Origin of the sequence: Streptomyces sp. Alt3, from assembly GCF_030719215.1 — a bacterium.
Taxonomy (GTDB): domain Bacteria; phylum Actinomycetota; class Actinomycetes; order Streptomycetales; family Streptomycetaceae; genus Streptomyces; species Streptomyces glycanivorans.
Window position 1 is genome coordinate 264,738 of the sequence record NZ_CP120983.1, and the last position, 13,551, is coordinate 278,288.

Below are 13,551 nucleotides of genomic sequence, written 5' to 3' on the forward strand. Positions count from 1 at the left end.
GGTGAAACCATCGTGCAATCGCCCGGCCGGAAGGCGGAGTCGCACCCCTCGACCGCCTGCACCGACCTGGACGGCAGGGGCCGTCACACCGCGTCCGGCACCATCGGGCTTCCCCCCGGGGGTACTTGCCGCGCGGACACAGGGCTGCTGCCGTGACGCACCGGGCGAGCACGGCGCCCCTGGGCCGTGCACGCCGCAAGCGGAACGCGCACGGGGCGAGGCCGTAGACTCGGCGGATGGCCAAGTACTTCGATGTCCACCCCGAGAACCCCCAGCGCCGCACCATCACCAACGTGGCCGACAGCATCCGGTCCGGCGCCCTCGTCGCCTATCCCACCGACTCCTGCTACGCCCTGGGATGCCAGCTGGGCAGCCGCGACGGGATCGACCGCATCCGGTCGATCCGGAACCTCGACGACCGCCACCACTTCACCCTGGTGTGCCAGAATTTCTCGCAGCTCGGCCAGTTCGTCCAGGTCGACAACGACGTCTTCCGCGCGATCAAGGCGGCGACACCGGGGAGTTACACCTTCATCCTGCCCGCCACCAAGGAGGTGCCGCGGCAGCTGCTGCACCCCAAGAAGAAGACCGTGGGCGTCCGGATCCCGGATCACACCGTCACGCAGGCGCTGCTCGCCGAGCTCGGCGAGCCGCTGCTGTCCAGCACGCTCCTCCTGCCTGACGAGGAGGAGCCTCTGACGCAGGGCTGGGAGATCAAGGAGCGCCTCGAGCACGTCGTGGACGTCGTGCTCGACTCCGGCGACTGCGGCACCGAGCCGACCACCGTCATCGACTTCTCCGGAGGCGAGGTCGAGGTCGTACGCCGGGGAGCGGGCGACGTGAGCCGGTTCGAGTAGGACACCACCGGCACGGTCACTCCGCTCTTCCGGCCCTTCCGCCGAGATGCGCGCACCCCTGGGTGCCTGGTTCGGTGGAGGGGTCCGCTCCGCCCAGTGCCAGGGAGTGATCATGAGCGAGTCAGAAGACGTACGGGACCGTCTCCGGCGCATGCGCGGCCGGGCCGAAGATCTCGAGAAGGCCGCCGAACAGGCTTCCGACCCGTCGGAACGCCGCCGCCTCCAGGACGAAGCGCACCGGCTCGAATCCCAGAGCGTGCAGGTCAGCGGTATGGCGAGTGGGGACATCTACCCGATGGAGTAGAACGCGCCGTTCGACTCCGGGTGTCGCGGAGGGGGGCTGCGTTTGCCGCCACCCGGGTGACGTGTTAATCCGGGACTGAGGTGACCAGCGGTGGATACGCGGAGGGCGGGGCACGGGCTTCCCCTCCCCCGCCCCGCTCTCCGCCCGCGCCCGCGAAGGGGAACCCGGTGACGTACATGAGGTGGCAGCCGTTCCTGGAGGCCGTGCAGGAACGTGGCGACTATCCCTCGGTCCCGGAGGCGGAGCGGGCGTCACGGGTGGTGCTGGCGTTGCTCGGTGCGCATCTGGTCGGCGAGGAACGGAACGAGCTGGCCGCCCGGCTGCCGGAGACGTTCGCGCTGATCCTCCTGAATCCCCTGCAGGCCGCTGAACCGCTCAGCTCCGAGCGGTTCGTGCGGGCGGTCTCCGCCTGGATCGAGGGCGCGACCGAGCAGACGGCGGCCTGGGACACCAGCGCTGTGCTCAGCGTCGTGGCCGACGCCTCGGGCGAGGAACTGCTGCAACGCCTTCTGCTGCAACTCCCCCCGGGTTACGACCTCTTGTTCGGACACCCCAGCGGCTGACGCTCAGCGGAGGCCCGCGATCCGTGCGAGCCTCCGCATCGAGTCCACCAGCGCCTCGCGGTCGTAGGTGCTGGTGGTGACCAGGATCTCGTCCGCACCGGTCTCCCCGAGCACCTCATCGAGGCCGGCCTCCACCGCGTCCTCGGTGCCCGCGAGTTGCCCGCGCAGTCCGTCCTCGAAGAGCGCGCGCTCCTTCTCCGTCATCACCGACGCTTCGATCCGCTCGGCCGGCATCAGGGGCGGGAACGAACCGTGGGTGCGCGAGTACGCCATGGACCACGCCTCGGGGACCAGGAGACGACGCGCCTCCTCCTGGGTCGCGGCGACCGCGACGGTGCCGGCCACGATCACGTACGGTTCCCGGCCCCACGCGGAGGGGCGGAACCGGTTGCGGTACACCTCCACCGCCCGCACCAGCCTGTCGCGGCCGCGCAGATCACCGACGACGAGGGGCAGACCGGCCGCCGCGGCGACGGCGGCGCCTTCACCCGTGGCCAGGACGTACGGGGGGACGAGCAGCCCCTCGGCGGGGTGGGCGTGCACCTGGGGGTGGGCCTGCTGGGTTCCGTCGAGCCATCCGAGGAGCTCGGCCAGCTGTCCGGCGAAGGCCCCTGCGTCCTGCTTGTCACGCCCGAGGGCTCTGCGGATCCCGTCGGTGAAGCCGGCCGATCGCCCCAGGCCCATGTCGATCCGGCCCGGGAAGAGTGAGGCGAGCACGCCGAACTGCTCGGCCACGACGAAGGGCTGATGGTTCGGGAGCATCACCCCGCCGGTTCCGACCCTGATGGTGGAGGTCGCCGCCGCCACGGCGGCGGCGAGCACCGTCGGCGCCGAACCCGCGACACCGGGGACGCTGTGGTGCTCGGACACCCAGAAGCGGTGGTAGCCGAGGGCTTCGACGGTGCCCGCCAGCGCGACGGTGTCCCGCAGTGCCTGCGGGCCGTCGTGTCCCTCGCGGGTCCGGGAACGGTCGAGGAAGGAGAACCGGGTCGATGCGATGGGAGAGCTCACGCCTGGTTCAACACCGCCGGGCCGCCGGGATTCCCGCGCGGCAGCCGGTCCGGCGCCTGGAGGACTGCGGGATCTCCGCGCCGTCGGTGCTTCAGCGCCCCGAGGCCGCCGCGGCGATCTCGGCGGGGGCGTCACGCAGACCCAGGCGCAGGTGCTCGACGTGGTAGAGGGCCTGGTCGAGCAGTTCCGCGACGTGGTGGTCGTACAGGGCGTACACGATGGATCGCCCCTGGCGTTCACCGGCGACCAGTCCCAGGTTCCTCAGCAGACGCAGCTGGTGGGAGCAGGCGGAGGGCTCCATCTCCACGGCCTCGGCGAGGTCGCCGACCGCGCAGGGCCCTTCCTGGAGGCGCGCCAGAATGCGCAGCCGGGAGGGGGTGGCCAGCGCCTGGAGGGTTGCCGCGACACCCGCCGCCCCCACCGCGTCCAAGCGCTCGCGGGTGGTTGCGCTGGTCTGCTCGTCGCGTCCGTGGCCCATGGCGTCCATTCTACGGATGACACATGAAGACCTGTTCAGATATTCCTGCACCGTGGGCGCGTCGTCGTTGCCACCGCCCGTGAGGGGTCGTTCACCCATGCCCGCTGCCGTCGTCCCGCCCCCCTCGCGCCTCGCCTCCACCGGCTCGGGCCGGGCGCCCCGGCGCCGTACACGGATCCTGGCGCTCGCCGAGGCCCGATGGGCGGGGGCGGCCCTGGCACTCTTCCTGCTCGCACTCCCCCTGCAGCTCGCCGGAGCCCCGGGCTGGACATGGGGCCCGCTGTACGCCCTCGTCTACGCCGCCGGAGGCTGGGAACCGGCGCTGTCGGGACTGCGGGAGCTCCGGGAAAAGGTCCTGGACGTGGACCTGCTGATGATCGTGGCAGCGCTCGGCGCGGCCTCGATCGGCCAGGCCATGGACGGGGCACTGCTGATCGTGATCTTCGCGACCTCCGGCGCGCTGGAGGCGCTGGCCACGGCGCGCACCCAGGACGCGGTCCGCGGCCTCCTCGACCTGGCCCCGACGACCGCCTCCCGCCTCACCGCGGACGGCGGTGAGGAAAGCGTCGCCACCGGGGATCTCGCGGTCGGCGATGTCATCCGGATCCGGCCGGGCGAGCGCGTCGGCGCGGACGGGCGGGTCCTGGACGGCGCGAGCGAGGTCGATCAGGCCACCATCACCGGAGAGCCGCTGCCCACCGCCAAGGAGCCCGGCGACGAGGTGTTCGCCGGGACTCTGAACGGCACGGGCACCCTCAGGGTCTCCGTGCAGCGGGACGCGGCGGAGTCGGTCATCGCCCGGATCGTGGCGATGACCGAGGAGGCCTCCCGCACCAAGGCTCCCACCCAGCTGTTCATCGAGAAGGTGGAGCAGCGCTACTCGCTCGGCATGGTCGCGGCCACCCTGGCTGTCTTCCTCGTCCCCCTGGCCTTCGGCGACGACGTGACCGGCAGTCTGCTGCGTGCCATGACGTTCATGATCGTGGCCTCTCCCTGCGCCGTGGTGCTGGCGACCATGCCGCCCCTGCTCTCCGCCATGGCCAACGCGGGCCGCCACGGTGTCCTCGTCAAGTCAGCGGTCGTCATGGAACGCCTCGGAGAGGCCGACGCGGTGGCGCTGGACAAGACCGGCACACTCACCGAGGGCAGCCCGCGCGTCACCGACGTACATCCCCTGCCCGGGGCCGGACTGACCGACGACGCACTGCTGGCCCTGGCCGCCGCCGCGGAGCACCCCAGCGAGCACCCTCTGGCGCGCGCTGTGGTGAACGCCGCCCGGGAGCGGGGGCTGCGGCTGTCCCCGGCCTCGGAGTTCGACTCGGCGCCGGGTACCGGAGTGACCGCCACTGTGGACGGCCACGTGATCTCGGTGGGTTCCCCCCTCCGCCTCCTGCGCCACGCCGACGCGTCCTCGTCGGCGGATGCCACCGCGTCGGCCGCCGCCCTGGAGGAGAGCGGGAGCACCGCGCTGCTGGTCCTGCGCGACGGCGAGCCGGTGGGCGTAGTGGGTGTCGCCGACCGCATCCGGCACGACGCGGCGGTGACCGTCGCCGCCATGGCCCGGCTGACCGATGTCCCGCCTATGCTGCTGACCGGCGACAACGCACGCGCCGCCGCCCGGCTGGCCACCGAGGCGGGCATCACCGACGTCCGGGCGGGACTACTGCCCCAGGACAAGGCGACGGCGGTCCGGGAGCAGGAACAGGCCGGGCACAGGGTGCTGGTCGTGGGCGACGGCGTCAACGACGCACCCGCGCTCGCCGCCGCGCACGTCGGCATCGCGATGGGTCGTGCCGGCTCCGATCTCGCCGTGGAGGCGGCGGACGCCGTCGTCATCCGTGACGAACTGGCCGCCGTGCCCACGGTGGTGGCACTGTCCCGGGCGACTCGCAGACTGGTCGTACAGAACCTGGTCGTCGCCGGCGTCTTCATCTCGGCGCTCGTCGTCTGGGACCTGGTCGGTCATCTGCCGCTGCCACTCGGTGTCCTCGGGCACGAGGGCTCGACCGTCATCGTGGGTCTCAACGGGCTCCGGCTGCTGCGCGAGTCGGCCTGGCGTCGCGCGGCGGGGCACGCGCGGGGCATCACGGGCGGCCGGCGGGGGCGGGACTGACGGCGGCACCGCCGCCCGAGAGCCTGCGGGCACGGAGGAAGGGGCCGCACCGGCGACGAGCCCGCTACGAGACCGGCACCCCCGGACAACCCGCCGCTATCGCGCAAAAAGAGCATCAGAAACCATATGCAGTTAATGTCCCCTTCGGATCCACACAGGACGAGGGGAACTCATGACCAGCTCCCGAACCGGGACCGACATCCCCGAAGAGGCCACCGCAGCAGTCAAGATGACCCTGCTCACCCTGACCACGATGGTGGTCGGGTCGATGGTCGGCGCCGGGGTCTTCTCGCTGCCGTCGCGCTTCGCGCAGGAGACGGGTGTCGCCGGAGCGCTGATCGCCTGGGCGATCGCCGGTACCGGCATGCTGATGCTCGCCCTCGTGTTCCAGACGCTGGCCGTACGCAGGCCCGATCTCGACGCGGGTGTCTACGCCTACGCCAAGGCGGGGTTCGGCGAGTACCTCGGCTTCTTCTCCGCGTTCGGCTACTGGGCGAGCGCCTGCGTCGGGAACGTGACGTACTGGGTGCTGATCACCTCGACGATCGGCGCCGTCTGGCCCGCTCTCGGCGACGGCGACACCGTACTGGCGGCCATCGTGTCGACAGGCGGCCTCTGGGCCTTCTACTTCCTCATCCGCCGGGGGGTGAAAGAGGCGGCGGCCATCAACAGGGTGGTCACCGTGGCCAAGGTGGTTCCGATCCTCGTCTTCGTCGTCCTGGCCCTGTTCTTCCTCGACGTGCAGATCTTCGCGGCCAACTTCGGGGGCGCGGACTACGCCGGGTCACTGTTCGACCAGGTCCGCGGGACCATGCTGGCCACGGTCTTCGTCTTCCTCGGGGTGGAGGGCGCCAGCGTCTACTCACGCCACGCGAAGCGCCGGGAGGACATCGGCAGGGCCACCGTCCTGGGTTTCCTCAGCGTCTTCGCCGTCTTCGCGTCGGTCACCATCGTCTCGTACGGCATCATGCCGATGGCTGAGATCGCCGACCTCCGCCAGCCCTCCATGGCAGCGGTCCTGGAGGAGGCGGTCGGTACCTGGGGGCAGGTCTTCGTGAGCGTGGGCCTGATCGTGTCCGTCCTCGGCGCGTATCTCGCCTGGACCCTGATGGCCGCCGAAGTGCTCTTCGTCGCCGCCGGGGACGACGACATGCCGCGCTTCCTGCGCCGCTCCAACGCCGCGGACGTGCCCGTGCCGGCGCTTCTGATGACGACGCTGCTGTCACAGGCCGTCCTCGTCATCACGCTCTTCTCGGACGACGCGTTCAACTTCGCCCTCGACCTGACCAGTTCCCTGTCACTGATCCCGTTCCTCCTGGCCGCTGCGTTCGCGGTCAAGGTCATGGTGCGGCCCGACGCTCTCACGGAGGGCGAGGGGCGCCGACGCGACCTGGTCGTGAGCCTCCTCGCGACCGTCTACACCGCGTTCCTGCTCTTCGCTGCGGGGCTGAAATTCGTCCTGGTCTCCTTCATCGTCTACGCCCCCGCCACGATCCTCTTCGCCATGGCCCGCAGGGAACAGGGGCGGCGGGTCTTCTCCCCGGCCGAACTCGTCATCTGCGCGCTCTCGATCGCCGGAGCCGTGGTCGGCGTGATCGCCCTGGCATCCGGGTGGATCAGTCTCTGAAGCTCTCGTCCCGCGCCTGCCCGGCCCCTCGACGGTGGGCACCGCGGACGCGACCGAAAGGCAGCCCGCATGACGAACTCCTCCGCCGTGGAGACGCCTCCCGTGCACGGCGTCCACTCCGAGGTCGGCCGACTGCGCAAGGTGCTGGTCTGCTCCCCCGGTCTGGCCCACCGTAGGCTCACCCCGACCAACGCCGACGACCTGCTCTTCGACGACGTGATGTGGGTGGACAACGCCCGGCGTGATCACGCGGACTTCGTCGGCAAGCTCCGCCAGGGCGGCGTCGAGGTGGTCGAACTGCACGACCTGCTCGCCGAGACGCTCGCTGACCCCACGGCGAGGTCCTGGCTGCTCGACCGCAAGATCACTCCCAACGAGGTCGGTGTGGGACTGGTCGATCCGGCCCGCGCCTTCCTGGAGTCGCTGGAGCCACGGGAGCTCGCCGAGTACCTGATCGGCGGGATGGCCACGACCGACCTGCCCGAGGCCTACCGGTCCGGCTATGTCGCCCTCGCCCGCGAGTCGACCGGCGCGCGCGAGTACCTGATGCCGCCGCTGCCGAACACGCTGTACACCCGCGACACCACCTGCTGGCTGTACGGAGGGGTGACGCTCAACCCCCTGTACTGGCCGGCGCGCCACGACGAGACCCTGCTGATGAAGGCGGTCTACCGCTTCCACCCGGACTTCTCGGGGGCGAAGGTGTGGTGGGGCGATCCCGAACTGGACTGGGGCCAGGCCACCTTCGAGGGCGGTGACATCATGCCGGTGGGGAACGGCGTCGTCCTCATGGGAATGAGCGAACGCACCTCGCGGCAGGCCATCACCCAGGTCGCGGCGTCCTTGTTCCGCCAGGGTGCGGCCGAGCACGTAGTCGTGGCCGCGATGCCGAAACTCAGGGCGGCCATGCATCTGGACACGGTCTTCACCTTCGCCGACCGCGACATCGTCACCCTCTACCCGAAGATCATGGACGCGGTCCACACGTTCTCGCTCCGGCCGAGCGACCGCTCACCCGGCGTGGAGGTCGTCGACGAGGGCTCACGCCCGTTCACCGAGGTCGTGGCCAGGAGCCTCGGCCTGCCCGCCCTGCGCGTGATCGAGACCGGCGGTGACGTGTACGCCTCGGAACGCCAGCAGTGGGACAGCGGCAACAACGCCGTCGCACTCGAACCGGGCGTCGTCTTCACGTACGACCGCAATACGCAGACCAACGACCTGCTGCGCGCGGCGGGCGTCGAGGTCATCACGATCGTCGGCGCCGAGCTGGGGCGCGGCCGAGGCGGCGGGCACTGCATGACATGCCCGCTCATCCGTGAGCCGGTGGACTTCTGAGCGCAGCTCCGCGGACCTGAGGTGGTGTCAGCACCCGGCGCCACCGGCCGTCCCGCCCGCCTGCGGCCGGGCCCGGGCGCAGCGCGGGAGGAACCCCACGGCTGAGCTCCGGGCCGCGGAGTTCAGCAGGTCCGGAAGACATGCCCCTTCTCGCCGGCGGGGAGTACGTCGAGGTCCCGCAGGACGAGGGAGATCCTGTCGCCCCAGCTGGAGCAGCTCTCGTCGAAGCCCACATCGCCCTCGCCCTCGTACTCGATGGCGAAGACACGGTCGTCGTACGCGTCGGCGTAGTCGCCGCATTCGTCGAACTGGGCGCATTCCTCGGTCACCGCGAAGTCGAAGCCGATCTCCTCGTGCCTGTCGAGAAGATCGGTGGTGTTCTTCTGCCCGATCGCCAGACCGTCAGCGTGCGCCCGCTCGGCCAGTGCCTGGGCGAACGCGGCGTTGTCGTCCTGCGTCAGCTTCCCCTTCGACCGCTCGAAGGAGTCGAGGTTGTCCGGTTCCACCGCCTGGAATCCGCTCTCCGCGCAGCCGTCGATCCATTCGCCGACGATCTCCTCCAGCTGGGTGCGCCGGTCGGCCGTGGAGGTGTCCAGGAGCGCCTCGTCCCAGCCCTCGTCGATGATCATCTCCCCGTCCCCGTCCCGCAGCAGCAGGTCCGGGTGGGTGTCCTGCCACCATTTCAGGGCGCCGGGCTGCGTCTGGAAGGCGTTCACGTAGCAGACGTTGTACTGACCGGAGGCAGGATCGTCCTCCCGGTCCCGGGAGATCGCACGCACCCCTTCGGGCGGCGTGTAGCCGCCGCCGATCTGGTAGTCGAACGGCATCCCGGCCGTCGGCAGGAGGATGTCGGCACTGCTCGTCGCGCGCGTGGGCTCGTCGCCGCCGGTGTCCCCGCCTGTGCCGGCACAGCCTGTCAGCAGGCCGGCCCCGAGGACGGGGACGAGGGCCGTCGCCATGCCGGCGACCGCGCGCCGACGACGAAAGAACAGGGACAGGGCACGGCCGGCCACACGTATCTCCAGATGTCAGGGATCCAGGATGATGATCCACCCCCATCCTCCGCCACGGCTGCGGAGTCCCGTCACCCGGGGCGCACATCACCGCAGGTGCGGGGCGTGCACAGCGGCCGAGGGGGGCTGTGCCGGCCGGTCGCAGGAGCGGGAGCGGCCCGTTCTCAGGAGTCGGCGGCCTGCTCGTCGGCGAGCTGTCGGGCCCGGTCGATCTCGGCCATGTTCTCCTCGGCCCACCGGCGGACCGCGGCCAGCGGAGCGTCCAGCGACAGGCCGAGCTCGGTCATCCCGTAGAACACACGCGGGGGCACGGTGGGTTCCACGCGGCGGCTGACGAGACCGTCACGGGCCAGTTCCCGCAACGTGACCGACAGCATCTTCTGCGAGACGCCGGCCATGCGCCGCTGCAGTTCGGCGAAGCGCACCTCGTCCGGCGCCGCCTCCGCCAGCACCTTGACTGCCATCGACGTCCACTTGCCACCGACCCGGTCGAGGAGGCGCCGCGTCGGGCACTCCGGATCGAACAGGTCACCGCGTGTGCCCTTGGGCGTACGCGCTGTCGGAGGGGTCACCTGAAGCTCACCACCTGAGGGAAAAGTGCGGTCTTGGCCGCTTCAGGTTACTTACCTATCGTTTTGTTGTCACCATTGGTAACCATGAAAGGCATCTCATGCCCGTCCCTTCATCCCCCGGCTCCGCAGGTCCGACGCCGGAGGTAGAGCTTCGCCGCGTCAGGGTGAACGGCATCGATCTCGACGTGGCGACCGCCGGCCGGGGGCCCGCCGTGCTCCTGGTCCACGGTTTCCCGCACACCTGGCGGCTGTGGACCCGTGTCATGGGCGACCTGGCCGAACGGCACCGGGTGATCGCCCCCGACCTTCGGGGTCTCGGTGCCAGCTCTCGTGCTGCGGACGGCTACGACGGTGAGACCGTCGCCCAGGACCTGCTGGCCCTCCTGGACGCGCTCGGCGAGACGTCGGCGGACGTGATCGCCATCGACCTCGGCACCCCGCCCGCATTCCTCATGGCCATGCGCAGTCCCGCGCGGGTCCGTCGCCTCGTCCTGATGGAGTCGCTCCTGGGCACGCTGCCCGGCGCCGGCGAGTTCCTCGCGGGAGGGCCGCCGTGGTGGTTCGGCCTCCACTCGGTTCCGGGCCTCGCGGAGGCCGTGCTGCCGGGCAACGAGGCGGCCTACATCGACTGGTTCCTCGACGCGGGCACCCTGGGCCGGGGGGTCGGGGCGGGTGAACGGGACGCCTTCGTCAGCGCGTACAACGGCTCCGAGGCCCTGCGCTGCGCGTTCGAGTACTACCGCGCCATGCCCGAGACCGCCGGGCAGATCCAGCGGGCGGTGGAGTCGGCCCGGCTGCGGGTGCCCACCCTGACCGTCGGAGCCCACCCTGTGGGGAGGGCTCTCGAACAGCAGTTGCGGCCGCACGCCGACGACCTGACCGGTCATGTCATCGAGGACTGCGGCCACATCATCCCGCTGCACCGGCCCGAGGCGCTCCTCGGACTGGTGCGCCCGTTCCTCGCTTGAGGCCTGCGGCGGAGCAAGTGCCGGCGACGGCGGGCCGTCCTCAGGACAGGCCGCCCGCTCCCCGCACAGGGCCGCTGGTCGTCCCCATACCTTCTGCCGCCCGCTCCGTCTCGACCTCGGCCACCCGGGCAAGCAGCTCGTCCCGCCCGATGGCATCGGTGCGGGACGAGGGCACGGTGCAGGCGTAGGCACCGGCCACCGTCCCGTGCAGAGCGCAGCGCCGGGGGTCCTCGCCGTTGAGCAGGCCGAGGACGAACCCGGAGGCGAAGGCGTCGCCGGCGCCGTTGGAGTCCACCACCGGGGCGGGCGGAGTCACGGCCGCTGTGTGCGTCAGCTCGTCGTCGTACAGCAGGTACGAACCGTCGGCGCCCGCGGTCGCGACGACGATCCGGGCCCTGCCCCGTCCGGCGATGTCCCGCATGGTGCGCTCGGGGTCGGTCAGTGCGGTGGTGGAGAGGAACACGATGTCCGCCTGAAGGGCGAACGCCTCGTGGTAGGTGTCGACACCGTCCCAGTCGTGCAGATCGGTGGAGACGGTCACGCCGGCCTCGCGCAGCACCGGGAGCGTGAAGGCGCACGGCTGTGTGATGACGACGTGCGCGTGGCGGCTGGCCGCGACGAGCCGGCGGACGGTCGACTCGTCGAACCGGTCCGAGTCGTGCCCGCGGGAGGCGTCGTACAGGGACAGCCGCCGCCCGTCCGGACCGACGAGATTGACGGCGCGCTTCGTGCCCCTCGACTGCGGAGCCTCGGTGAGGGGGATGCCCCGGTCGCGGTGCAGGGCGCGGACAAGGTCCCCTTCGTGGTCGTCGCCGATCATGTCGAGGTGGTGGGTACGCAGGCCGAGGGCGTGCAGCCCGAGAGCGACGAAGTCCCCGCTCTGTCCTGCGCGGGTCTCGATGCCGGGCCGGATCATGTAGCTGTCGGCGTACGGGAGCGGCAGTTCGGGAACGTGGACGATGGTGTCGACGCCGGCGCCGCCCAGGACGAGCACGTCGGTCTGCTGGTGCATGGAGGTGTTCATGCCTCTCGGTTCGGCTCTCCGGTTCAGCTCTGTGGTTCAACTCTTCGGTTCAGCTGTTCGGTTCGGCTCTTCGGTTCTGCCCTTCGTGCCGGTGTTCCCGGCCCCGTGGGCCGGTCCGCCCGCGACGCGCAGGACAAAGTGTGCGTCGTCCTGCGCGTCGCGGGTCCGTGGTCCGTGGCCGGTTCAGCCCGTCCGGGCTCCGGTGTGCAGTGCCAGGGCCCCGCGGGCAGGCACCGCCGCCTGGACGGTTCCGTCGTCGCCGACCGTGACGGTGTTGCCGTCGCAGTCGTCCGGCGAGGCCGCGGCGACGTTGCAGTAGGTTCCGCCGGGCAGGGAGGTCGTGAAGGTCTCGGCCAGTGCTCCGTCGCCGTTGTTGACGGCGACGAATCCCTTGTCGCCGCGGCCGAAGGCGATCGCGCTGCCGCCGTTGTCCCACCAGTCGGTCAGCTCGGCCGGACCCACCTCGTTACGGAAGCCGACCATGCCGGTCACCGCCTGCTCGGCGTGTATGTCCGTCCAGCCGTCGGCGCCGCTCGGCGGACCCGCGTCCTTGTCCGACCACTCGTATCCCGAGTACACGTTCGGCGAGCCGTACGGCGAGGCGAGCATGAAGACGTTGGCGAGGAGGTAGGTGGCGCCGTCCTTGTAGGTCAGCGTCGAACCGTTGCGTTCGGTGTCCCAGTTGTCGACGAACGTACGCGCCGAGGCGCTGCTCAGTTTGCCGTCGGCGACGGACTTGAGCTGGGCGATGTCACCTCCCTGGAAGGCACTCTTGAGGTGGCCTCCGTAGCGGAACTCGTCGACGTCCCCGATTCCGGCGTACTCCTCCGGCTGCACGGCTTCGCCGCCCCCGTGGATGACCTCCGAGACCCAGAATCCCGGGTCGCTCATCTTCCCCCTGACGGCGGCGACATCGTCGGCGGACATGTGCTTGGCGGCGTCGACGCGGAAGCCGTCGACGCCCGTGGACCGCAGGTCGTCGAGGTAGGCGGCGATGGTCGACCGGACCTCTTCCTTGCCCGTGTCCAGGTCGGAGAGCCCCACCAGTTCACAGTTCTGCACGTCGTCGCGGTTCGTGTAGTCCTTGATGTCGGTGCGGCAGGTGTGGAAGTCCGCGTCCTCGAAGTACCCGGGGTAGCCGTACTTCGTGTAGGCCGTCCCGCCCGTACCCGTCCCCGACCCGGCGGCCATGTGGTTGATGACGGCGTCGGCGATGACCTTGACGCCTGCGGCGTGACAGGTCTCCACCATGGCGGCGAAGGCGTCGCGGTCGCCCAGACGGCCCGCGATCCGGTAGCTGACCGGCTGGTACGAGGTCCACCACTGGTCGCCCTGGATGTGCTCGGCGGCGGGTGACACCTGCACGTAGCCGTAGCCGGCGGGGCCCAGCCTGCTGGTGCAGGCGGACGCGACGTCCGCGTACGGCCTCTCGAACATGGTGACGGTGACGGTCTTCGCGCCGGGCGGTGTCGCCTGCGACTGCCAGGGGGCGAGGGTCGTGAGACCGGCGACGGTGAGGGCTCCGGCCAGCGTTCCGCCGATGAGGCGGAATCGGTACTGCATGTGCGGCTCCTTCGACGACAGGGCACTGCTGTGCCCTCGAAGACAGCCACGCGCCAGGCTGTCGTGGGGGGAACTTCTGGGAGCCTGCCGCTCCCCCTGCGCGGTCGTCAAGGACTTCTGCAA

Annotated in this window: 13 protein-coding genes; 7 read left to right on the forward strand and 6 right to left on the reverse strand. The window is 70.7% G+C overall.

The annotated features are described in order from the left end of the window. Nucleotides 1-236 precede the first annotated feature (236 nt). From P8A20_RS01275 to P8A20_RS01285, 3 genes are all read left to right on the forward strand, one after another. On the forward strand, nucleotides 237-857 hold the full coding sequence (locus tag P8A20_RS01275) for an L-threonylcarbamoyladenylate synthase (protein ID WP_147960731.1): 621 nt from the start codon (nucleotides 237-239) through the stop codon (nucleotides 855-857). 112 nt (nucleotides 858-969) lie between these two features. Next, entirely contained in the window at nucleotides 970-1,161 is a 192-nt protein-coding gene (locus P8A20_RS01280; RefSeq protein ID WP_306102664.1) for a DUF6381 family protein, read from the forward strand. Between the two features lie 176 nt (nucleotides 1,162-1,337). Beyond that, on the forward strand, nucleotides 1,338-1,724 hold the full coding sequence (locus P8A20_RS01285; protein ID WP_147960795.1) for a DUF2267 domain-containing protein: 387 nt from the start codon (nucleotides 1,338-1,340) through the stop codon (nucleotides 1,722-1,724). A 3-nt stretch (nucleotides 1,725-1,727) separates the two neighbouring features. Here P8A20_RS01285 and P8A20_RS01290 read toward each other — a convergent pair whose 3' ends face one another. Further along, nucleotides 1,728-2,735 (reverse strand): MsnO8 family LLM class oxidoreductase, encoded by a 1,008-nt coding sequence (locus tag P8A20_RS01290; RefSeq protein WP_306102665.1) that lies wholly within the window; start codon nucleotides 2,733-2,735, stop codon nucleotides 1,728-1,730. A 91-nt stretch (nucleotides 2,736-2,826) separates the two neighbouring features. After that, entirely contained in the window at nucleotides 2,827-3,213 is a 387-nt protein-coding gene (locus P8A20_RS01295) for an ArsR/SmtB family transcription factor (RefSeq protein ID WP_147961507.1), read from the reverse strand. 97 nt (nucleotides 3,214-3,310) lie between these two features. Here P8A20_RS01295 and P8A20_RS01300 point away from each other — a divergent pair, with 97 nt between their 5' ends. The 3 genes from P8A20_RS01300 (at nucleotide 3,311) to P8A20_RS01310 (ending at nucleotide 8,288) form a co-directional block, all read left to right on the forward strand. Then, nucleotides 3,311-5,326 carry a heavy metal translocating P-type ATPase gene (locus P8A20_RS01300; protein WP_306102666.1) on the forward strand — a complete coding sequence of 672 codons (2,016 nt, stop codon included), beginning with the start codon at nucleotides 3,311-3,313 and terminating at the stop codon, nucleotides 5,324-5,326. A gap of 172 nt (nucleotides 5,327-5,498) precedes the next feature. After that, entirely contained in the window at nucleotides 5,499-6,953 is a 1,455-nt protein-coding gene (locus P8A20_RS01305; RefSeq protein ID WP_147961509.1) for a basic amino acid/polyamine antiporter, read from the forward strand. Between the two features lie 69 nt (nucleotides 6,954-7,022). Then, nucleotides 7,023-8,288, forward strand: a complete 1,266-nt coding sequence (locus P8A20_RS01310) for an arginine deiminase (RefSeq protein ID WP_306102667.1) — start codon at nucleotides 7,023-7,025, stop codon at nucleotides 8,286-8,288. A 122-nt stretch (nucleotides 8,289-8,410) separates the two neighbouring features. Here the strand turns inward: P8A20_RS01310 and P8A20_RS01315 are convergent, their stop codons facing one another. Both P8A20_RS01315 and P8A20_RS01320 read right to left on the reverse strand, forming a co-directional pair. Further along, complete coding sequence (locus tag P8A20_RS01315) at nucleotides 8,411-9,301, reverse strand: endo alpha-1,4 polygalactosaminidase (RefSeq protein WP_147961511.1); 891 nt, start codon at nucleotides 9,299-9,301, stop codon at nucleotides 8,411-8,413. A gap of 164 nt (nucleotides 9,302-9,465) precedes the next feature. Continuing rightward, nucleotides 9,466-9,873: a winged helix-turn-helix transcriptional regulator gene (locus tag P8A20_RS01320; RefSeq protein ID WP_147961512.1), complete on the reverse strand. Its 408-nt coding sequence runs from the start codon at nucleotides 9,871-9,873 to the stop codon at nucleotides 9,466-9,468. A gap of 98 nt (nucleotides 9,874-9,971) precedes the next feature. On the opposite strand from P8A20_RS01320, the gene P8A20_RS01325 reads away from it, so the two are divergent. Then, nucleotides 9,972-10,841, forward strand: a complete 870-nt coding sequence (locus tag P8A20_RS01325) for an alpha/beta fold hydrolase (protein WP_306102668.1) — start codon at nucleotides 9,972-9,974, stop codon at nucleotides 10,839-10,841. A 40-nt stretch (nucleotides 10,842-10,881) separates the two neighbouring features. Here P8A20_RS01325 and P8A20_RS01330 read toward each other — a convergent pair whose 3' ends face one another. Continuing rightward, entirely contained in the window at nucleotides 10,882-11,853 is a 972-nt protein-coding gene (locus P8A20_RS01330; RefSeq protein ID WP_306102669.1) for an adenosine kinase, read from the reverse strand. A 195-nt stretch (nucleotides 11,854-12,048) separates the two neighbouring features. Next, nucleotides 12,049-13,428: an alpha-amylase gene (locus tag P8A20_RS01335; protein ID WP_306102670.1), complete on the reverse strand. Its 1,380-nt coding sequence runs from the start codon at nucleotides 13,426-13,428 to the stop codon at nucleotides 12,049-12,051. Nucleotides 13,429-13,551 lie beyond the last annotated feature (123 nt).